The following is a 21,112-nucleotide window of genomic DNA, read 5'->3' on the forward strand; positions in this document are numbered from 1 at the left end:
TCCACAGCAGCAGATAGTCGCTGTAGTTATCCATCTGCACCATCAGAGAGCGCCCGTTTATCAGAGCAGGTAAGAGGCGTACACGCTGTTCTGCCCCTCGACCTTCTCAAATCCGGACGCAGCGTAGGCCGCGATTTCCTCCGCCGCGTCTGTGTAAACCAGCGCCATCATCCGGTTCGGCCCGTTTCGTCTGACCGCCTCTGCCAGCAGGGGGACCGCATATTTCCGGAAAGGCAGTCCGGGCCTGACCAACAGATCATACGGTTCATTTATATCGCAGCCGTATGTAACGTCCAGGTATCCCAGAAGCTGCCGGTCCTCCACGGCGAGGAAAACCCGGAACCGCTCCGGCGCCGAAAGGACGCGCTCCGCCGTCCAGTAGGTGTCCGTGCGATGCAGCGCGCGGTACTGGGCCTGCCACTTTTCCGCGTATGGCTCCACACAGTCCGTTGATACGGCGGGTGCAGGGCCGGTCAGGAGCATTTTCTGCTGTTCCCTGTCAAAATAAGCGCCTTTCCCGGTCAGAACGCGAAATAGGGCCGTGTTTTTCGGGTTGAGCACAAAATCGGCCTGATAGCCCGGATAGCTTTCCGCCAGATGGGACAGCATCTCGGAAAAGGCCGCCTCAGACCTTGTCAGCCCGATCAGCATCTCCATGTACCGCCGGTCGGGAAGAATCAGCCAGACGAACAGGCCCTGCACGGTCCCGTCTGTCACAACGGCAAATGCGGATTCGTCCTTCCGGTGCAGTGAACCGTAAAGATTATCGGGGTCATATGTGAAATGTGGGTCACAAAAGAATGGGTCACGCGAAATGTCCTGGATGAACGCCCGGTATTTCTCAAAGGAATCGATTGTCACGATCATGGGCATTCTCCTGTATAATTGTTGAGATGGGGGTCGTTCGGTGACAGGCGGGAAACGGAACTGCTGCTGATTGGTTAGACAAATGAAATTTTCCTGTTAGATACTGATGCGTACAAACATTGGGAAATGATCAAAAAATTTTAGCCCATGATGAATCGTCGAATGCAGTCGCATCAATTTTTTTAATTCCCTTTGGAATCCAAGGTTTTCGCAGCACAGTACATCCAATAAATGCTTCACCCCCAATCTCTTCGATGCTATCAGAAAGATAGCATTTTTCAAGGGAAGAGCAGTTCATAAAGAGGCCCTTGGGAATTTTTGTGATATTGGAGGGCAAATGAATTCTTGCTAATTTTGTACAACCGGCAAAGGCATATTCTCCTATTTGGGAAACTGTATCAGGTATGTACAAATCCGTAAGGGAAGAACAATCAGCAAATGCGCGAGGTGGAACTTTTTGTATCCCGTTTGCCAGATGAACTCGTTCCAACGATTTGCACCCGCTAAAGCTCCAACACACATTTCCGCTCAGTGATCCGTCGACAAATCTTAAACTTTCTATGTTTTCAAAATAGTCCGTATTTTCTCTTTCACCATCCCAGTCACTATATGTATATGGATGAACGCGCCCTGAAAACGCAGCGTACTCAAGAAATCCATATGCTTTGTCTGCCAGAATGACAGAAGGTGCAACTACTTCCAGTCTTTTAGATGCAACATGACTCAAGATACACCTTTTGTCATATCTTATTTCGCAAAAGTCGACAGTGTTTCCTTCGTTGTAAAATTCAATCGATATTTTGAGCGGATCGGATTTTTCTCGGTTCCCGTCCATTGAGTCCAACATGGCCATTATCATCTTTGCAGCATCATTACGCAGGTTGTCTCCTCTCGGTTTGCGTCCAATGTACAGATACACTCGTTTCAAGTTACGACCTTCAATGGCGATCGGATTCCCAAAATTATTAAAGACGTTAACTGAGTTATGAACTTCGGTCACAGGGATCCCGTTAATATAATTCGGATATCCTATATTGGCAGCAGTTACGATAGGGACAAAACCGCTTCCCGGAAAAGAAGAGTTATATATAGCATATCCATCTACACATTGTTTAAAATGCAATGTGCCGTATTGACCGCTAAGAATACCCTCTTCTAAAAGAGGGTCCCGAGTTTCAATGTTGGAATAATCGCCTGCATAAGTATAGGTTTTCATAAATGCATTCTCCCTTTCAACTCCCAATCTATCGGGTTCATTATACCAGGTCATCCTGCGCCTGTCAAAACAGGCCGTTTGCAGTGAGCGATATATCATATTTTTTGCCGGGTCAAAAGACACGCCCGGGTGTTCGGATGGGGTACAGCCAGCCAACAGAATGACAAAAGCCCCGAAACCTTAGTGGTTTCAGGGCTTTTCAGCTATGGTGCGCGGTACAGGACTCGAACCTGTGACCCCATGCACGTCAAGCATGTGCTCTACCAGCTGAGCTAACCGCGCGGAACAGTATGTATTTTACACGGTCTGCCCCAATTTGTCAACAGTTTTCTTGCCAAGTTTCATTTTTTTTGCTATACTCTCCTCAAAACCACCCAGGAGGACAAACATCATGGAAAAAATCGCGCTGGTAACGGGCTCATCCCGGGGCATCGGGCGGGCCGTGGCGGCGGAGCTGGCCCGGCAGGGCTGGGCCGTGTGCATCAACTATCGGGTCCGGGAGGACTGCGCCCGGTCGCTGCTGGAGCAGCTGACGGCGGAGGGCTGCCGGGCCATGATGGTCCGGGCGGACGTGTCCCAGCGGGACCAGGTGGAGGCCATGGTGCGCCGAGTGGAGGACACCTTCGGCCCGGTGTCGCTGCTGGTGAACAACGCCGGTGTGGCGGGCCAGGCCCTGTTCCAGGACATCTCTGAGGAGCTGTGGCGCCGCTACTTCTCCGTCAACGTGGACGGCGCTTTTCACACCATCCAGGCGGTGCTGCCCCACATGCTCCACCAGCACGCAGGCTGCATCGTGAACATCTCCTCCATCTGGGGCCAGCGGGGCGCCAGCTGTGAGGTGACATACTCCTGCACCAAGGCGGCGCTCATCGGCCTGACCCGGTCCCTGGCCATGGAGCTGGCCCCCACCCACATCCGGGTCAACTGCGTGGCCCCCGGAGTCATCCGCACGGATATGCTGGATGCCCTGCCGCCGGAGGTACTGCCGCAGCTGGCTCAGGAAACGCCCCTGGGCCGCCTGGGCACGCCGGAGGACATTGCCCACGCCGTGGCCTTCCTGGCCGGGGACGGGGCCTCCTTCATCACCGGCCAGGTGCTCACCTGCGACGGCGGCTTCATCCTGTGAAGAAAAGTTCCCGGAAACGGGTATATTTTCCTTTACAGAACAGCCATATCCGGCTATAATAGATAAGCTAAGGAATTTTTTTCGATAAGGAGACGACCGACTATGGCAGTCATTGAATACGACGAGTATAAACAGAAGCTCCAGGCCCTGGAGCCCACTCTGGGCGAGCTGGAGAAGGCCCTGGGCATCCCCAAGGACCGCCAGGAGCTGAAGGACCTGCAGGCCGAGACGGAGCAGGACGGCTTCTGGAACAACATCGAGCACAGCCAGAAGGTGTCCCAGCAGATCAAGCGCCTGGAGCACCGCATCAGGAAATATGACCGGCTGGTGTCCGAGTGGGAGGACACCGTGACCCTGTGCGAAATGGCCCAGGAGGAGGACGACGCCTCCCTGCTGCCGGAGGTCACCGCCGGGTACGACAACCTGGAAAAGGAGATCAGCGAGCGCCGTCTGGCGGCTCTGCTGTCCGGCGAATACGACGCCAACAACGCCATTCTCACCTTCCACGCCGGTGCAGGCGGCACCGAGGCCCAGGACTGGACCGAGATGCTCTACCGCATGTACACCCGCTGGGCCGAGCGCCACGGCTACACCTATCAGCTGATGGACTACGAGGCCGGTGACGAGGCGGGCATCAAGTCCGCCACCATCCTCATCGAGGGCGACAACGCCTATGGCTACCTCAAGAGCGAAAACGGCGTCCACCGGCTGGTCCGGGTGTCCCCCTTCGACGCCAACGCCCGGCGGCAGACCAGCTTCGCCGCCGTGGAGGTCATGCCCGAGCTGGACGACGACAGCGAGATCGAGATCCGCCCCGAGGACATCGAAATGCAGGCCTGCCGCTCCAGCGGCGCCGGCGGCCAGCACATCAACAAGACCTCCTCCGCCGTCCGCCTGACCCACCTGCCCACCGGCATCGTGGTGTTCTGCCAGACGGAGCGCAGCCAGTTCCAGAACCGTGACAACGCCATGAAGATGCTGCGGGCCAAGCTGGCGGAGCTGAAGATGCAGCAGCACGCCGAGAAGGTCAGCGACCTGAAGGGTGTGCAGATGAAGATCGAGTGGGGCAGCCAGATCCGTTCCTATGTGTTCATGCCCTATACCCTGGCCAAGGACACCCGCACCGGCTACGAAATGGGCAACATCCAGGCCGTCATGGACGGCGATATTGACGGGTTTATCAACGCCTACCTGACCGCCGCCGCCAACGGCGAGATCAAAAAGTAATTGCATTCGACTATGCCCCCCAGAGGCGGACCGCCGGTCCGCCTCTGGCTTTTTGTTCCGGTGCTCTCGGGCCGGGTAGAACCCGGCCCCTACGGACGCATCCCGGAAGCCGCCCCGTTCCCTGCGGCGGGGCCCATGTGCTCCGCCGAAAACTGCCGATTCCGGCAGATTTGCAGCTTTTTGCGGCAGGAACTCCGCAATTTTGTGCAGTTTATTTTGAAAACGTCTTGCATTTTCCCCCGGGCAATGGTATAGTATCCCCAGGAGTTAAACTGCTCTAATTTAAGCCATCAAACCATAGGAGGTAACATCATGAAGAAATTCGGTCTGTTCGCCGCCGGTGTGCTGTTCGGCACCGCCGGCATCAAGGTCCTGTCCAGCAAGGACGCCAAGAAGGTCTATACCCACACCACCGCCGCCGTGCTGCGGGCCAAGGACAGCGTTATGGAGACCGTCACCACCGTCCGGGAGAACGCGGAGGATATCTACGCCGACGCCAAGGCCATCAACCAGCAGCGGGCCCAACAGGAGGCCGACGCCGTGATCGAGGATGCTTCCGAGGCGGAATAAGCCATGAAATGCAGCATTCTCCATGAGTCCGCCGGACGGCTGCGGGTCCGCCTGCACTGCCCCGCCATGACCCTGCGCCAGGCGGACGTTCTGGAATACTATCTGCGGGCGGTGGACGGCGTCACGGAGGTGAAGGTCTATGACCGGACCCGGGACGCGGTGGTCTGCTTCGCCTGCGGCCGGGGGGACGTCATCGCCGCCCTGGCCGCCTTTTCCTTCCCCCGGGCGGAGGCCATGGACCTGGTGCCGGAGCACACCTCCCGGGCCCTGAACCGGGAGTTTGAGGACAAGCTCACCATGACCGTGGCCCGCCGCATGGTCTCCCGGCTGTTTCTTCCGGCGCCGGTGACCACGGCGCTGGCCGTCATCCGGTCGGTGAAGTACATCCGGGAGGGGCTTTCGGCCCTGTGGCATGGCCGCCTGTCCGTGGCCGTGCTGGACGCCACCGCCGTCACCGTGTCCATGGCCCGGGGCGATTTCGCCACCGCCGGGTCCGTGATGTTCATGCTGCGGCTGGGGGAGATCCTGGAGGAATGGACCCACAAGAAGTCCGTGGCCGATCTGGCCGGGGCCATGTCCCTGCATGTAGACCAAGTCTGGCTCCAGGCCGGCGGCACCGAGGTACTGACCCCCATCGACGCCGTCCGGGCCGGGGACCGCATCGTCATCCGCACCGGCAGCGTGATCCCCCTGGACGGCCGGGTGGCTGGCGGCGAGGCCATGGTGAACCAGTCCTCCATGACCGGCGAGTCCATGCCCGTGGCCAAGCGGCCCGGCAGCTATGTATACGCCGGGACCGTGGTGGAGGAGGGCCAGTGCGTGGTCTGCGTGGAAAAGGCCTCCGGCGGCGGGCGGTATGACCGCATCGTCCGCATGATCGAGGAATCCGAAAAGCTGAAATCCACCGCCGAGGACCGGGCCTCCCGGCTGGCGGACCGCCTGGTACCCTATACCCTGGGCGGCACGGCGCTGACGTATCTGCTGACCCGGAATGTCACCAAGACCCTGTCGGTGCTGATGGTGGACTTCTCCTGCGCCCTGAAGCTGGCCATTCCCATTGCGGTGCTCTCCGCCATGCGGGAGTGCAGCGGACACCATATCTCCGTCAAGGGCGGGCGGTTCATGGAGGCCGTGGCCCAGGCGGACACCATCGTTTTCGACAAGACCGGCACCCTGACCTACGCCACCCCCAGGGTGGCGGAGATCGTGCCCTTCGGCGGCCGTGACCCCCAGGAGATGCTGCGGCTGGCCGCCTGCCTGGAGGAGCACTATCCCCACTCCATGGCCAACGCCGTGGTGGAGGAGGCCCGGGCCCGGGGCCTGTCCCACGAGGAGTACCACTCCCAGGTGCAGTATGTGGTGGCCCACGGCATCTCCAGCATGGTGGAGGGGGAAAAGGTCCTCATCGGCAGCGCCCACTTCGTGTTCGAGGACGAGGGCTGCCGGGTGCCGGAGGGGGAGGACGAGAAGTTCCGGACCCTCTCCCCTGCCTATTCCCACCTGTACCTGTGCATCGCCGGGGAGCTGGCCGCCGTGATCTGCATCCACGATCCCCTGCGCCGGGAGGCCCGGGACGCCGTGGCCGCCCTTCACGCCTGCGGCATCGGCAAGGTGGTGATGATGACCGGCGACAACCGCCAGACCGCCCAGGCCGTGGCCCGGGAGGTGGGGGTGGACGCCGTGTATGCCGAGGTACTGCCGGAGGACAAGGCCGCCTTCATCCGCAGCGAGAAGGCCGCCGGACGCACCGTCATCATGGTGGGCGACGGGGTCAACGACTCCCCTGCCCTGTCCGAGGCCGACGCAGGCGTGGCCATCTCCACCGGCGCGGCCATTGCCCGGGAGATCGCCGACATCACCATCGCCTCGGAGGATCTGTTTGAGCTGGTGACCCTGCGCCGGCTGAGTCAGGCCCTGATGGCCCGGATCCACCGGAACTACCGGTTCATCGTGGGCTTCAACCTGTCGCTGATCCTGCTGGGCGTGGCGGGCCTTCTGCCGCCCACCACCTCCGCCCTGCTGCACAACATGTCCACCCTGGGCATCAGCCTGAAAAGCATGACGGACCTGAGCCCGGAGCTGCCCTCCCCTACCCCAGCAGAGCGGTGACGTCCGCCGCCGTCAGGGACGGCTGCAGGGCCAGGGTGATGCCGTAGCCCAGCAGGCGGCCCAGCTCCCGGATCCGCTGGTCGATGTCCCGGGGGGTCAGGAACAGCCCCGCCCGGGGGTCGGCGTCCACCACCGTGGGGATGCCCACGGCGATCACCGGCACCCCCAGGGTGCCCCGGTCCAGGGCGCTGCGGCGGTTGCCCACGCCGGAGCCGGGCACCAGCCCGGTATCCGACAGCTGCACCGTGGCGCACAGGCGGGCGCTGTCCCGGGCGGCCAGGGCGTCCACGGCGATCACCGCCGCCGGGCGCACCCGCTCCACGGCTCCCCGCACCAGCTCCAGGGCCTCCAGCCCCGTCCGGGCCAGCACCCCGGGACACACCGCCGCCACCGGCCGGAAATCCGCAAACTGCCGGGGCATGGCCCGGATCATGTGCCGGGTCACCAGCAGGTTGTCTATGGACGCCGGGCCAACGGCGTCGCAGGTCATGGCCCGGTTTCCCAGGCCCGCCGCCAGCACCGGCCCCTCCGGCAGCAGCGCCGCCAGCTCCCCTGCCAGGCACCGGACTCCCCGGTCGAAATAGTCCGCCTCCCGGCGGAAATACGGCCCCAGGTCCACGGTGACGTACCGTCCCACGGGCTTGCCCAGGGCCTGGGCCCCGTCCTCATCCTCCACCCGGATGTCCGTGACGGCATAGCCCTCCCGGGTCCGCTCCCGGCTGCGTACCCCGGAAATGGTCCCCGTTTCCGCCCCGGAACAGGCGGCCTGAACCGACTCCAGGGCCAGGTCCGTCCGCGTCGTGCTCATATCTATGGTCATCGCCCCCCTGATGCTACTAAATCTTGTGGCTATGGCCCAGTTTCCCCCGGAGAAAAGAAAATATGCGAAAAAGTGCAGAGAAATTTCAAAAAGTGCTTGCAATTTTCGGACAAAGCTGGTAAAATACTATCCTGCCTGGGTATTTAGGTGCCCGTGCACGAAAATTTATCGCCGGGGAGGTGTTTGGTTTGCCGAATATCAAGTCTGCTAAGAAGCGCGTGCTGATCGCCGAGGTTCGTAACGCTCGCAACAAGGCCAACAAGTCTGCGCTGAAGACTGCTATCAAGAAGTTCGAGGCTGCTGCCGTGGAAGGCAATCGCACCGAGGCCGAGGGCGCTTACAAGGTCGCGGTGAAGTCCATCGACAAGGCCGCTGCCAAGGGTCTGATGCACAAGAACAATGCAGCCCACAAGAAGAGCGCTCTGACTCTGAAGCTGAATCAGATCGGTTGATGAAACCAAACCAAAGGACGTCCCGCCGGACGTCCTTTTTTATTTCCGGGGGCGTGGCCCGCTGAGGGCAGCGGGCCCTACGGACTTGGCTCTCCCTTTGGGAGAGCTGTCACCGAAGGTGACTGAGAGGGCCTACAGGGCCCGTGTGCCCCGCCCGAACCCGCCGGGGTTGACGCGGCCCGCTGAGGACATCCTTCTTATTTTATTCCAGTTCCTGCTCCAGGTTGTCAAACTCCGGGGCGGTGAAAAACTGCCCCAGGGTGATCCCCAGGCCGTCGCAGATGAGCTTGATGGTCAGCAGCTTCGGATTCCGGCTTTTCCCATACAGGATGTTCTTGATGCTGGACGGCGGCAGTGCGCTGACCGTGGCCAGCCGGTTGATGGTCATGTCATGCTCCTGGCAAAGACGAAGAATGCGGTCCCGGACCGCCTCGTTGGTTTTCATGCTGCACCTCCCGGACTTTTTCCTATAGCATATCCGAAAGGGCTTGCCAAAATAGGCTACGCGTGCTACTATAGGCTATGCGTAGACGATTTGGAGGCGCGAAATGGCGGACTATCAGAAAATGTATGCCCTGTTGTGCGGAGCTTTGGACGATGTGATCGACCCCTTGGAGCAGATTCCCCTGGCTATCCCCTATGCAAGCGTTCTTCGCCGCGCGCTGGAGGATGCGGAGGAGCTATACATAGAAACTGCGGACCCGGCGGAATAATCCGCAAATTTTCATGCGGAGGCTTGTGGATGATCCGGTTCTGTGATAGAATACAGGGCATTCCAATGTGTTTTTAAGGAGGTCGCCATGGGATTCACCTTTATTTTACTGCTTGCCTGTCTGGCCCTGACCGGCCTTGCGGTCATTGCCTTCCGGTCCGGGCGCAAGGCCCTGGGCGGCGGAGCGCTGGCCGTTATGGCCGTCGGCACAGCCGTGCTGGGATACCTGTGGGTCACGTCTCCCATGTGACGGAGGGGATTTATGGAGATCAGACAGCTTACCGATGCGGCGGAAAAACAGGCCGTAACGCGCCTGATTCTGGAGGCGCTGCCGGAGTGGTTCGGCATTCCGGAGGCCCGGGAGGAGTATATCCGGGAAAGCGCAGGCAGGATATTCTTCTGCGCCTATGACCGGAACAGGCCGGTGGGTTTTCTGTATCTGAAGGAAACGGGAAACGCCACTGTGGAGCTGTATGTCATGGGCGTTCGGAAGGAGTATCACCGCCGAGGCATAGGCCGCCAGCTGTTCCGGCAGGCCAGGGACGCCGCCGCCGGGGCCGGGTACGCCTTTATGCAGGTGAAAACCGTGCAGATGGGGAAATATGAGGAGTACGACCGGACCAACCGGTTTTATCTGGCCCTGGGCTTCCGGGAGTTTGAGGTGTTCCCCACCCTGTGGGACGAAGGAAACCCCTGCCAGGTGTACGTCATGTCCCTGGAATAAGCCGCAAATTTTCCTTGACTCCCGGGGGGAAACGTGTTATTCTCAACCTGTTGCAGGCGATGATGGGTGCGGCAGCCCGGAGCCGCGGGAGGAAATGCCCGCCGGAGGCCCCGTTACAGGCACAAGAGTGTGGATGTATCCAAATTCAGGTGGAACCACGGACGTTATTTCGTTCGCCCTGAGCTGTTATGGCTCAGGGCGGCTTTTATTTTGCATCCAAAAACATCACATAAAGGAGATTTGACACATGAAAAACACGGAAAAGACCATGGACAAGATCGTGGCCCTGTGCAAAAACCGGGGCTTCATCTTCGCAGGCTCCGAGATCTACGGCGGCCTGGCCAACACCTGGGACTACGGTCCTTTGGGCGTGGAACTGAAAAACAACGTGAAGAAGGCCTGGTGGAAGAAGTTCGTCCAGGAGAACCCCTATAACGTGGGCCAGGACGCCGCCATCCTCATGAATCCCCAGACCTGGGTGGCCAGCGGCCACCTGTCCGGCTTCTCCGATCCCCTGATGGACTGCCGGGAGTGCAAGGAGCGCTTCCGGGCCGACAAGCTCATCGAGGACTGGTGCCAGCAGGAGAGCGTGGAGCTGCCCAAGCCCATCGACGCCTTCACCCAGCAGGAGATGAAGGACTTCATCGAGGAGCACAACATCCCCTGCCCCTCCTGCGGCAAGCATAATTTCACCGATATCCGCCAGTTCAACCTGATGTTCAAGACCTTCCAGGGAGTCACCGAGGACGCCAAGAACACCGTGTATCTCCGTCCCGAGACCGCCCAGGGCATCTTCACCAACTTCGTCAACACCCAGCGCACCACCCGCCGCAAGCTGCCCTTCGGCGTGTGCCAGATCGGCAAGTCCTTCCGCAACGAGATCACCCCGGGCAACTTCATTTTCCGTGTCCGGGAGTTTGAACAGATGGAGCTGGAGTTCTTCTGCAAGCCCGGCACCGACCTGGAGTGGTTCCAGTATTGGCGCAGCTTCTGCCACAACTGGCTGCTTTCCATCGGCCTGAAGGACGAGAACCTGCGCCTGCGGGACCACGATCCCGAGGAGCTGTGCTTCTATTCCAAGGCCACCACGGACTTTGAGTTCCTGTTCCCCTTCGGCTGGGGCGAGCTGTGGGGCGTGGCGGACCGCACCGACTATGACCTGACCCAGCACCAGAACACCTCCGGCAAGGACCTGACCTATTTCGACCCCGAGACCAACCAGCGGTACATCCCCTATGTGGTGGAGCCGTCCCTGGGCGTGGAGCGCAGCGTCCTGGCGGTGCTGTGCGACGCCTATGACGAGGAGGTGGTGGGCCAGGACAAGAACGGCAAGGACGACGTTCGCGTGGTGCTGCACCTGCATCCGGCTCTGGCCCCCTATAAGGCGGCCATCCTGCCCCTGAGCAAGAAGCTGTCGGAGCCCGCCATGGAGATCTATAACGACCTGTGCAAGGACTTTATGCTGGACTTCGACGAGACCGGCTCCATCGGCAAGCGCTATCGCCGGGAGGACGAGATCGGCACCCCCTTCTGCATCACCGTGGACTTTGACACCGTGGGCGACGGCGAGAACCCCGGCGACCACTGCGTCACCGTCCGGGAGCGGGACACCATGGAGCAGGTGCGGATTCCCATCAGCGAGCTGAAGGCGTACCTCACCGAGAAGCTGGCCTATTGATCCGGCCATGAACATGAAAAAGCAGCTGGCCCTGGGCGGCGCACTGCTGACGGCCACCGCCGCCGCCTGCCTGAAGCTGGCCCAGTGGGCGGGAAAGAAGATCGAGTCCCGCCAGAAGAAAAAACAATAACCCAACCGCAAGAGGGAGAGGCCGGAGCCTCTCCCTCTTGCTTCAGTTTCTGCGGCGCAATCCAAGCACCTCATCCGCCGATACCTTGTAGAGCTGGCATAGCCGGATAAAGTGCCGCAAAGGCAGCTCGCTGGCCTCTCGTTCATAGCGGGCCACCATTGTTTGTGAGGTTCCCAGGTATTCCGCCACCTGTTGTTGAGTCAGGTCGTGGTCTTCCCGCAAATTTCGCAGGTTTATGGTATATGCATTCATGCCGTACCCCACCTTTCTGTGAGGTAGTATATGCAAGTAAAGATATTTACTATTGACTTTAGTAAATATCTTTACTATTATATGTAAAGCAGGGTCAAAACCCGGCAAAAAAATAAGGAGGAGAGTAACTTGAAAAAGAACATGACGAACTGCGAGTCCTGCGGTGGGGAGATCGCTGTTTCGGCAAAATCCTGCCCCCAGTGCGGAGCGAAGGTGAAGCGGCCTGTCACCAAGAAATGGTGGTTCTGGGCAATTATCGTGGTGGTAGTGCTTGGGATCATCGGCGGGGTCTCCGGTTCAAATTCCGAAAGCAAGCCCAATACAAACACACCGTCTGGTACGGAGGAACCCATTTCCTACACGCACTACAATGTTACCGAGCTGTTTGACGCACTATCCAGCAACGCCATGAAGGCACAGTCCGACTTCAAGGACCAATATGTGGAGATCGAAGGTTATCTGAGCGTAGTGGACAGCGATGGAAAATACATCAGCGTGGGCGCTGCGCCGAATGATTACAGCTACATCTTTCAGACTGTTCAGTGTTATATAAAAAATGACACCCAGAAGCAGCAGATCATGGAGATCAGCACCGATTCGCCCATTGTTGTACGGGGCAGGATCACCAGCGTAGGCGAAGTCTTGGGCTTTTCTATGAACATAGACAGCATCAACTGACCTGCAAGCCCAAAGCAATAGGGAGAGGCCGGAGCCTCTCCCTATTGCTATCTGCGAATTGTCTGCAATTTATCTGCAATTTATCTGCGTTTCCCCGTTACCGGCGCTCCAGCAGGCCGTCGTTGATGCGGTACACCACGTCGGCCCGGTCCATTACGGACAGGTCGTGGGTCACCACGATGACGCAGCGGTTTTCGTCATGGGCCAGCTTCAGCAGCAGGTCGATGATGTTGTCGCTGTTCTCGCTGTCCAGGTTGCCGGTGGGTTCGTCTGCCAGCAGCAGCCGCCGGTCCATGGTCAGGCCCCGGGCGATGGCCACACGCTGCTGCTCGCCGCCGCTGATGTGGGTGGGATAGCGGTCCAGCAGCTCCTCCGGCAGGGACACCCGCCGGGCCAGCGCCAGCGCCTGCTGCCGGGCCTCCTTGGCGTCCACATGGCACAGCTCCATGGGGTACTCGATGTTCTCCAGGGCCGTCAGCATGGGGAACAGGGCGAAGTCCTGATAGATCACTGCGGCCTTCCGGCGGCGGTATTCGTCCAGGTCCATGTCCCCGGTGGGGGTGCCCTCAAACAGCACCTGGCCGCTTTCCGGCAGGTCCAGTCCCGCCATCAGGCTCAGCAGCGTGCTCTTGCCCGCGCCGGACTTGCCCACCAAGGCGTACAGGGTGCCGCACTCGAAGACGCAGTTCACACCCCGCAGCACCACCTTCTCGGGACTGTAGCTGTAGCGCACGTCTTTCAATTCCAGAATCGGCATATCATTCAACCTCCCTGCGGTTTTTCAGAATATGGCGGCTGTTGGCCCGGCACAGGGCCCCATGGGCCCCCAGCAGCCACAGCACGGCAAAGGCGGCGGTGAGGCCCAGGCCCAGCCTGCTGCCCCAGCCCAGGACCAGGCACAGGCCCGCTCCCAGGACGGCTCCCAGCGCGGCCAGCATCAGCTGCTCCAAAAACAGGCTCCCATAGGCGGTTTTCCGGTCCGCGCCCACGCTGCGCATGGTGCGCAGCTCCCGCCGCCGGGACTGCACCTGTAAAAATGCCAGCAGATACGCCAGGCCCAGGGCGATGGCATACACCACCGGGAACAGGTGCTGCATATACCACAGGCGCTGGGCGGCGGCCCGCTCCGTGGTCAGGTACGCCGCGTCGTTGATGATGACGAAGTTGCGGATGCTGCTGATCCGCCCCACCTCCGACAGGCCCATGTCGTGCAGGGCCTGCTTCACGGAGGTCAGGTCCGTGCAGCTAGGGATGGAGAACGTGGCCCCGCTGTACGCCTGCCGCATACAAATGCCGCCCCGGGTGAGGATGGTCCCGCCCGGCAGATCCTGGGTGCTCCATTCATAAACGGAGGCCATGGACAGGTCCAGGAAATACTTGGGCATATCCAGGTTCACATAGATGTTGTTGGACCGCCCTGTCTGCACAAAGGCTCCCACCACCCGGAAGGCCACCTGGATGATCTGGGTGTCGTTGGAGTTCGTGTAGGGATAGGTGATGGTCTCCAGCCAGATCCAGTCGCCCAGCCGGATGCCGTACTCGTCCATCATGTCCGTGGGGATCAGGCAGCGGTTCTCCGGCGGCTTATCCTTCACGATGTGACCGGTGTTGGGGTCGATCTCCAGCGTGGGGTCGGCGGCCAGGAAGCTCTCGTCATAGCCCTCCAGCCACTCCACCTCCACCGAGGTGCGGGACAGGAACTCCGGCGCACCTTTCAGGCTGTTGGTGAACACCAGCTTGGGCCCGGACCGCAGCTCGTCCTCATATCGCTCGGCGGCAAAGGAGCCAATGGGCTGCTCCCGCTGGCCGGGACCTCCGGCGAACTTGCCGTCCCGGTAGAAGCCGTTGAAATAGTAGGGCGCGGTGGTCAGATAGGTCACATCGGCCACGCCGGGGATTTGGCTGATCCTCTCCACCACGCCGTCGCCCAGGGCCAGCCCGCTGGTGGACTGGCCGCGGATATCCGTCAGGTAGCCCCGGACGGAGCTGTCCGAGCGCAGCTTCATCAGCTGATGGTCATAGCGGGTGACGGTGCCCGTCAGCTGGCAGAACAGCACCGCCGCGCATATGCCCGCCAGCACCGGCACCAGAGACCGGAAGCCCCCTCGCCGGGCCGAAAGCCGGGCATAGGTCAGGGCTCCGCCCTTCAGACTCCGGGAGCGGGCGCCCTGGGCGGTACGCCGGGTCCGGCGGCGCTTATGCCGCCGCTCCAGGCTGACCACGCTGAACACCAGGCAGGAGACCAGCGCCAGGACCAGGGTGGCCAGGGCGATCAGGGCCAGGATCCCCCAGCCGGGGGCCGCCAGATACTCCGTGGCCGTGCGCTGCATGGCCAGGGCGGTGTTGCTGAAATACAGCTCCGCCGATGCGCCGTTTTCCAGCATCAGCTCCAGCAGCTTCAGAACGCCCAGCCCCACGCACCGGCTGAGGATCCATCCCAGCACCGCCGCAGGCAGGGCCACCGTTCCGGCGCAGAACAGGAAATAGGTATGCACGTTCCGCCGGGCAGCGCCCACGCGGATCATGGTGCGGCCCACGCCCCGCTGGCGATACACCAGCAGATAGCCGAACAGCACCAAAAAGCCCAGACCCACCGCCAGGCACACCCCGGCGATGATCTGCACCATCCGCAGCATATCCTCCAGGGACTGGGACACGGCGGTGTAGCCCTGGTCGTATACGGTGATCTGGACGGAGCCGGGCAGCAGCTGCTGCAGCCGCTCCACATACGCCTGGGACTGGCCGTTCCGAATTTGCAGCTGCCCCAGGGTATAGGAGCAGTGGTTCACCGTCATGTCCACGTCCTCCCGCACCGGGATATACACCATGGAGTCGTATTCCTCGTTGGCGGAGAAAATGCCGCTGATGGTATAGGTGTCCTGGGCATCGAAGCCCTGACTGTTCCAATAGCTGTAGGGGACCAGGGTGTTCTCCCGGGCGGCCAGGGACAGGGGCAGGCTGCCGCCCACGCCCAGGCCCAGGCTGTCCGCCAGGGACTGGGAGATCAGGCAGCCCTTGCTGCCGGCGGCGTAGTAGTCCCCCTGGACCAGGGTCAGCTCATCCTGCTGGAAGGGCAGCAGGTCCGCCGGGCGGTCCGTGGCCTGGGCCGTCAGGCTGTGGCTGGTGACCTGGAAGGTCCGGCCCACGGCCTCGATATCGGTGCTGCCGTCCAGCTGGGCGCAGGTGCCGTCTGGTTGGGTGATGTCGATGGTGCTGACCTGGCTCAGGGACACGCCGTTGACCTGATAGGGAGCGGGGGACAGCAGCTTATAGGACGGGCCCAGCAGCTCGTTTTCCGTGTATACCCCCTGGACCAGATAGTAGTGCCCGGCCTTCCAGATGGTGTCCGAGGGCATATTGTAATCCTGGCTCAGGTCGGCGCTGCTGCCCTCCTGCACGTCCAGCAGCACCGGCTGATTCGCAGCCAGCCGCTCGCCGCTGAACAGAGTCTCGACGACGTTGGCATAGTAATACGGCAGCTTCACTTCCCGGTCCGGGGTACCCGTGCCCCACTGCCAGACCAGTTGACCGTCCGGGTCCAGGAGCGGATAGAAATCCGGGTCCTGGCCCTTGATGCGCCGGGTGGCCTGCTCCGTCAGCCGGATCACCAGCGCAAAGCGGTTTTCCAGCACGGAGTAGTCCGTCAGCGACTCCAGCGCCGGGGTATAGCCCAGGGCCATGCGGGTGGGCTCCCAGTCCACCAGGGCCGGGTCCGACCGGTCCAGCCTGCTTTCAAACTCCGCCAGAACCTCTCCGGCGTCCTCCACCACCCGGGCGGTGGAGGGATAGCCCGGGCCCAGATACTCCACCAGTCCGATGGTGGAATAATTCTCCCGGCATTGGCGCAGGGTCTCCTGCAGGGCGAAGCTCAGCCCCAGGGATGTGCCCAGCAGCGTCACCAGCAGGGTCATCAGCAGCAGAAATGCCACCGATCTCCTGCGGGTGCGCAGGGCGTTCTGAATGCCGTGTCTGGCAAACATACGGCCTTCCCCCCTTCTTTGATTTCCGTTATGTAATGGATGTTATTGCAGCCAGGCGTGGAAGGACACGCTGCCGCCGGAGTAATGCGGGGCCTCCTCCAGCAGCAGGGACTGGCCCACCCGGCGGAAGGTCGAGCGCTGCTCCCCATCCACGCTGAGCACCGTTACGGAATCCACGATGTAATCATCGTATCGGGTGTCCGTGTCCGGACGCTGGGACTCCAGGTCCGTGGGTTGGTCGGCAAGGCCCCACTCATAAAACCGCAGATGGGGCACATCCGTCTGCCGATAGTAAGACCCCGCCTCGGGGTAGAAGATCTCCACGTCGGCGTAGCTGGCCACGCCGTACCACTGCTTCTGGGCGATCCAGTCCTCCGGCTCCTCCGTCAGCTGCACCGTGTAGCTGATCCGCTGGGCGGCGGGGTCCAGGGTGGAGGAGACGATCAGGGCCTTGGAGCTGGTCTCCCGGAGCCGGTCGGGGTCTGTCTGACCGGAAGCGGTCTCCGGGGATACCCCGGTCCGGGCGGGCTTTGGCTCCGTGAGGAAGGTCATGGCCAGCGCGGCGCACAGCAGCACCGCCGCCGCCGACAGCCACACCCCGGGACGGCGATAGTGCAGCACCGACTTCACCCGGTCCCGGACCCCCACCTCGCCGAAGGCCAGGGGGCACAGCACCAGCCTGCGCCGCCGGGGCATGGCGCAGTCCAGCAGGGCCTGGGAATAGGCGGCCCGCTGGGCCCGGTTCATATCCCGCACCACCCGCTCGTCGCAGGCCAGCTCAATGTCCCGGCACAGCAGGACATACGCCGCCCAGATCAGGGGGTGGAACCAGTATACTGCCACCAGCAGATGACCCAGCGGCTTCCACCAGTGGTCCCGGCGGCGCAGATGGGCCCCCTCGTGGCGCAGCACGCTTTGCAGGGTCTCCCCCTCCAGCCCCGAGGGCAGATACACCCGGGGCCGGAAAATGCCCAGGATAAAGGGGGAGGAGATGTCGTCGCAGAGGTAAACCTGCTCCCCCACCCGGATGGAGGCCGCCACCTGCCGCCGCAGCCGCAGATAGCTCACAGCCGCCCAGCCCAGCACCGCCGCCATGCCCACCAGCCATACCCAGGCCAGGTCCGTCAGGGTGATCCCCGCTCCGGGGGAGGCCGTCTCCATGGCCGCGGCGGCGGGAAGCGCCGCCTGCCCCGGCTGGGGCCGGACGCTGAGAACGCTTTCCGGCAGCACCGGGCACATCAGGCACACCGCCACCAGCCCCCACAGCAGGCAGTTGCCCCACTTGGGCATCCGCCGCCGGGTCACCAGCCGCACCGCCAGGATGGCCAGCACCAGAAGTCCGGCGTTGGCGCTCATACCCGCCACCGCCAGGAAGATCCGGCTCAGCACGGTCACTCCTCCTTCCGGAATTTGTCGATCATCTGCTGAATTTCCTCCGCCTCCTGGGCAGACAGGCCCTTCTGGGCGGTAAAGGCCGCCACAAAGGCCGGCAGGGAGCCGTGGAAGGCGTTGTCCACAAACTGCTCGCTGCGGCGGGAGGCAAACTGCTCCCGGGTCAGCACCGCCGACACCAGACCGTCCTCATTCCGGAACAGCCCCTTTTCGCACAGCTTCCGCAGCACCGTATAGGTGGTAGGCTTTTTCCAGTTCAGCTCCTGCTCGCACAGCTTCACCAGCTGGCCGGAGGGGATGGGCTCGTGGTCCCACACCAGGTTGGCAAACCGCTCCTGCACCTCACCGATCTCCATATCGCGAACACGCATATTAAATGACCTCCTTTATATAGTTGACGTGTTGTAAACTCCTATCAGCTTATCATACGCCAATCCCTTTGTCAAGTTAAAGCGTGGAATCGTGTATTCCTGCTCTTTTTGTTTGTCACATACGCACAGGTGTCGCAAGTTTATCCTTGAGACGGAAAATTTGTGCAATTTCCCTTGCCGGTTTTGCAGTATGAAACCGGACGCCCGCCTTGTGATTTTGTAAACCGGGCTACAGATTCTATTCTGACGAAACATTTTGCAAGTCTTCCCTGCACCGAACGCATTTTTACCAAACCATTCGGTGTTTTCATGTGCTTAATGGAGAAAATGCGCCCCGGGCGGGATTTTTGCGGAAAACCGATTCACAACCCCGGGCGGGTGTGCTACATTTAACATGGACCAGAAAAAGAAGGACTCTGCGCCCGCCGCAGAGGAAATGTGTAGGAGGTAAATCCATTATGATCCAGCTCACCGACCACGGCATGTACCTGGTAAACGGCGTCCCCCAGGAGACGGCAGCCACGGCCCAGGAGGAAGCACGCCGCCGGACCATGGCCTGGCAGATCCTGCAGGCCCACAACGAGTCCCCGGATCCCATGCAGCTGCGCATCCGGTTTGACGCCATGGTGTCCCACGACATCACCTATGTGGGCATCATCCAGCAGGCCCGGGCCTCCGGCATGAAGGAATTTCCCATTCCCTATGCCCTGACCAACTGTCACAACAGCCTGTGCGCCGTGGGCGGCACCATCAACGAGGACGACCATATGTTCGGCCTGTCCGCCGCCAAGAAGTACGGCGGCATCTACGTCCCCGCCAACCAGAGCGTGATCCACTCCTACGCCCGGGAGCAGATGGCCAAGTGCGGCTCCATGATCCTGGGCTCCGACTCCCACACCCGCTATGGCGCCCTGGGCACCATGGCCGTGGGCGAGGGCGGCCCGGAGCTGGCCAAGCAGCTGCTGAAGAACACCTGGGACACCCCCATGCCCAAGGTGGTGCTGGTGTATCTCACCGGCAAGCCCCGGCAGGGCATTGGCCCCCACGACGTGGCCATCGCCCTGGTGAAGGCCACCTTTGAAAGCGGCTTTGTGAACAACTGCGTTCTGGAGTTTGCAGGCCCCGGCATCCAGAGTCTGCCCATCGACTTCCGCAATGGCATCGACGTGATGACCACGGAGACCACGTGTCTGTCCTCCATCTGGGAGACCGACGAGGTCACCCGGGGCTTCTATGAGGCCCACAAGCGGCCCGAGGACTACAAGCCCCTGCACCCGGGCCAGGACGCCTATTATGACAAGATGATCACCATCGACCTGTCCAGGATGGAGTCCATGATCGCCCTGCCCTTCCACCCCTCCAACGCCTGGACCATCCACGAGTTCCTGGAAAATGCCCAGGAGCTGCTGGCCAAGGTGGAGGCCGACGCCAAGCGCCGCTTCCCCAAGGCCAACCCCCAGCTCACCGGCAAGATCCACGACGGCGCCGTCTGGGCCGACCAGGGCGTCATCGCCGGCTGTTCCGGCGGTCTGTTTGACAACATCACCGAGGCGGCGGATATCGTCCGGGGCCACTATACCGGCTCCGGTGCCTTCAGCTTCGACGTGTACCCCACCTCCGTGCCCGTGTCCCTGGAGCTGATGAAGGTGGGCTCCACCGCCGACCTGCTGGCCTCCGGCGCCATCATCAAGCCCAGCTTCTGCGGTCCCTGCTTCGGCGCAGGGGACGTGCCCGCCAACAATGGCCTGTCCCTGCGGCACACCACCCGCAACTTCCCCAACCGCGAGGGCTCCAAGCCCGGCGAGGGACAGTTCGCCGCCGTGTGCCTGATGGACGCCCGGTCCATCGCCGCCACCGCCGCCAACGGCGGACGCATCACCGCCGCCACCGACGTGGACTATACCCCCGTCCACCACGAGTATCACTTCGACAAGGAAGTGTATGACAACCGCCTGTACTACGGCTTCGGCAAGGCCGATCCCAGCGTGGAGCTGGTGATGGGCCCCAACATCACCGACTGGCCCAAGATGTACAATCTCACCGAGAACCTGCTGGTGGAGCTGGCCGCCGTGATCCACGATCCCGTCACCACCACCGACGAGCTGATCCCCTCCGGCGAGACCTCCTCCTATCGCTCCAACCCCCTGCGTCTGGCGGAGTTCACCCTGTCCCGCCGGGTGCCGGAGTATGTGCCCCGGGCCAAGGATGTAGCCGCCCGTGAGGCCCAGCGCCGCCAGGGCGACGTCCCCGCCGGTCTGCTGGAGGTTCTGGGCCGGGTGGGCGATGCCCAGGCGCTGGCTAAGAACACCCAGTTCGGCTCCTGCGTGTTTGCCAACAAGCCCGGCGACGGCTCCGCCCGGGAGCAGGCTGCCTCCTGCCAGAAGGTGCTGGGCGGCTTCGCCAACATCTGCTATGAATACGCCACCAAGCGCTATCGCAGCAACTGCATCAACTGGGGCATCCTGCCCTTCACCATCGACCAGGGCACGCCCTTCGACTATCAGCCCGGCGACTGCGTGTTCGTCCCCGGCATCCGGGCCGCCATCGAAAACGGCGCAGAGGACATCCCCGCCCAGGTCATCTGCCGCGACGGCAGCACCCATGACCTGCTGCTCCACGTCCGGGGCCTGACCCAGGATGAGAAGGAGATCATCCTGGACGGCTGCCTGATGAACTACTACGCCGCCAGAATGTAATCAGCTTGTCAAAAAAGGGCTTCGCCCTTTTTTGACAAAAGGCTTGCAGTCTGCCGCGCGCATAATTTGTTCGCTGAAAGCGAACAAATTCCACACTTGCAGACTGAGAAGT

Annotated in this window: 20 protein-coding genes and 1 tRNA gene; 11 read left to right on the plus strand and 10 right to left on the minus strand. The window is 61.5% G+C overall.

The window, feature by feature from the left end; genetic code table 11:
• Positions 1-60 precede the first annotated feature (60 nt).
• The 3 genes from LKD37_RS13415 to LKD37_RS13425 form a co-directional block, all read right to left on the minus strand.
• Positions 61-867, minus strand: coding sequence for a hypothetical protein (locus LKD37_RS13415; protein ID WP_302929659.1), 807 nt, complete (start codon positions 865-867; stop codon positions 61-63).
• Positions 868-997: 130 nt separating this feature from the next.
• Positions 998-2,083: a leucine-rich repeat domain-containing protein gene (locus LKD37_RS13420; protein WP_302929660.1), complete on the minus strand. Its 1,086-nt coding sequence runs from the start codon at positions 2,081-2,083 to the stop codon at positions 998-1,000.
• Positions 2,084-2,289: 206 nt separating this feature from the next.
• Positions 2,290-2,365 (minus strand) — tRNA-Val (locus LKD37_RS13425).
• A gap of 109 nt (positions 2,366-2,474) precedes the next feature.
• On the opposite strand from LKD37_RS13425, the gene ymfI reads away from it, so the two are divergent.
• From ymfI to LKD37_RS13445, 4 genes are all read left to right on the plus strand, one after another.
• Positions 2,475-3,209 carry an elongation factor P 5-aminopentanone reductase gene (gene ymfI, locus LKD37_RS13430; protein WP_302929661.1) on the plus strand — a complete coding sequence of 245 codons (735 nt, stop codon included), beginning with the start codon at positions 2,475-2,477 and terminating at the stop codon, positions 3,207-3,209.
• Positions 3,210-3,311: 102 nt separating this feature from the next.
• Positions 3,312-4,436: a peptide chain release factor 2 gene (gene prfB, locus LKD37_RS13435; protein WP_302929662.1), complete on the plus strand. Its 1,125-nt coding sequence runs from the start codon at positions 3,312-3,314 to the stop codon at positions 4,434-4,436.
• 312 nt (positions 4,437-4,748) lie between these two features.
• Positions 4,749-5,006: a DUF6110 family protein gene (locus tag LKD37_RS13440; RefSeq protein WP_302929663.1), complete on the plus strand. Its 258-nt coding sequence runs from the start codon at positions 4,749-4,751 to the stop codon at positions 5,004-5,006.
• A gap of 3 nt (positions 5,007-5,009) precedes the next feature.
• Complete coding sequence (locus LKD37_RS13445) at positions 5,010-7,115, plus strand: heavy metal translocating P-type ATPase (RefSeq protein ID WP_302929664.1); 2,106 nt, start codon at positions 5,010-5,012, stop codon at positions 7,113-7,115.
• Here LKD37_RS13445 and gpr read toward each other — a convergent pair.
• On the minus strand, positions 7,096-7,923 hold the full coding sequence (gene gpr / locus LKD37_RS13450; protein WP_302929665.1) for a GPR endopeptidase: 828 nt from the start codon (positions 7,921-7,923) through the stop codon (positions 7,096-7,098). The genes LKD37_RS13445 and gpr overlap by 20 nt on opposite strands.
• 200 nt (positions 7,924-8,123) lie before the next feature.
• Here gpr and rpsT point away from each other — a divergent pair, with 200 nt between their 5' ends.
• On the plus strand, positions 8,124-8,387 hold the full coding sequence (rpsT, locus tag LKD37_RS13455; protein ID WP_022177591.1) for a 30S ribosomal protein S20: 264 nt from the start codon (positions 8,124-8,126) through the stop codon (positions 8,385-8,387).
• 202 nt (positions 8,388-8,589) lie between these two features.
• Here the strand turns inward: rpsT and LKD37_RS13460 are convergent, their stop codons facing one another.
• Positions 8,590-8,832 (minus strand): helix-turn-helix domain-containing protein, encoded by a 243-nt coding sequence (locus LKD37_RS13460; protein ID WP_302929666.1) that lies wholly within the window; start codon positions 8,830-8,832, stop codon positions 8,590-8,592.
• Between the two features lie 103 nt (positions 8,833-8,935).
• Between LKD37_RS13460 and LKD37_RS13465 the strand changes: the two genes are divergently transcribed.
• The 4 genes from LKD37_RS13465 (at position 8,936) to LKD37_RS13480 (ending at position 11,501) form a co-directional block, all read left to right on the plus strand.
• Positions 8,936-9,100, plus strand: a complete 165-nt coding sequence (locus LKD37_RS13465) for a hypothetical protein (protein ID WP_302929667.1) — start codon at positions 8,936-8,938, stop codon at positions 9,098-9,100.
• 87 nt (positions 9,101-9,187) lie between these two features.
• Positions 9,188-9,349: a hypothetical protein gene (locus LKD37_RS13470; protein WP_302929668.1), complete on the plus strand. Its 162-nt coding sequence runs from the start codon at positions 9,188-9,190 to the stop codon at positions 9,347-9,349.
• A gap of 12 nt (positions 9,350-9,361) precedes the next feature.
• Positions 9,362-9,823: a GNAT family N-acetyltransferase gene (locus LKD37_RS13475; RefSeq protein WP_302929669.1), complete on the plus strand. Its 462-nt coding sequence runs from the start codon at positions 9,362-9,364 to the stop codon at positions 9,821-9,823.
• 247 nt (positions 9,824-10,070) lie between these two features.
• The gene (locus LKD37_RS13480; protein WP_302929670.1) at positions 10,071-11,501 is read left to right on the plus strand and encodes a glycine--tRNA ligase; all 1,431 of its coding nucleotides are present in this window, start codon (positions 10,071-10,073) and stop codon (positions 11,499-11,501) included.
• 172 nt (positions 11,502-11,673) lie between these two features.
• Here LKD37_RS13480 and LKD37_RS13485 read toward each other — a convergent pair whose 3' ends face one another.
• Complete coding sequence (locus tag LKD37_RS13485) at positions 11,674-11,883, minus strand: helix-turn-helix domain-containing protein (RefSeq protein WP_302929671.1); 210 nt, start codon at positions 11,881-11,883, stop codon at positions 11,674-11,676.
• A 129-nt stretch (positions 11,884-12,012) separates the two neighbouring features.
• Here LKD37_RS13485 and LKD37_RS13490 point away from each other — a divergent pair, with 129 nt between their 5' ends.
• Complete coding sequence (locus tag LKD37_RS13490; protein ID WP_302929672.1) at positions 12,013-12,561, plus strand: OB-fold protein; 549 nt, start codon at positions 12,013-12,015, stop codon at positions 12,559-12,561.
• Positions 12,562-12,658: 97 nt separating this feature from the next.
• Here LKD37_RS13490 and LKD37_RS13495 read toward each other — a convergent pair whose 3' ends face one another.
• The 4 genes from LKD37_RS13495 to LKD37_RS13510 are packed head-to-tail and all read right to left on the minus strand — an operon-like array spanning position 12,659 to position 18,304.
• Positions 12,659-13,318, minus strand: a complete 660-nt coding sequence (locus LKD37_RS13495) for an ABC transporter ATP-binding protein (RefSeq protein ID WP_302929673.1) — start codon at positions 13,316-13,318, stop codon at positions 12,659-12,661.
• A gap of 1 nt (position 13,319) precedes the next feature.
• The gene (locus LKD37_RS13500; RefSeq protein ID WP_302929674.1) at positions 13,320-16,541 is read right to left on the minus strand and encodes an ABC transporter permease; all 3,222 of its coding nucleotides are present in this window, start codon (positions 16,539-16,541) and stop codon (positions 13,320-13,322) included.
• Between the two features lie 42 nt (positions 16,542-16,583).
• Positions 16,584-17,930 (minus strand): M56 family metallopeptidase, encoded by a 1,347-nt coding sequence (locus tag LKD37_RS13505; RefSeq protein WP_302929675.1) that lies wholly within the window; start codon positions 17,928-17,930, stop codon positions 16,584-16,586.
• 2 nt (positions 17,931-17,932) lie between these two features.
• Complete coding sequence (locus LKD37_RS13510; RefSeq protein ID WP_302929676.1) at positions 17,933-18,304, minus strand: BlaI/MecI/CopY family transcriptional regulator; 372 nt, start codon at positions 18,302-18,304, stop codon at positions 17,933-17,935.
• A gap of 458 nt (positions 18,305-18,762) precedes the next feature.
• On the opposite strand from LKD37_RS13510, the gene LKD37_RS13515 reads away from it, so the two are divergent.
• Positions 18,763-21,000, plus strand: a complete 2,238-nt coding sequence (locus tag LKD37_RS13515; RefSeq protein ID WP_302929677.1) for a hydratase — start codon at positions 18,763-18,765, stop codon at positions 20,998-21,000.
• Positions 21,001-21,112: the final 112 nt, after the last annotated feature.

It is taken from the genome of Brotocaccenecus cirricatena (assembly GCF_020687045.1).
GTDB classification, from domain to species: domain Bacteria; phylum Bacillota; class Clostridia; order Oscillospirales; family Oscillospiraceae; genus Vescimonas; species Vescimonas cirricatena.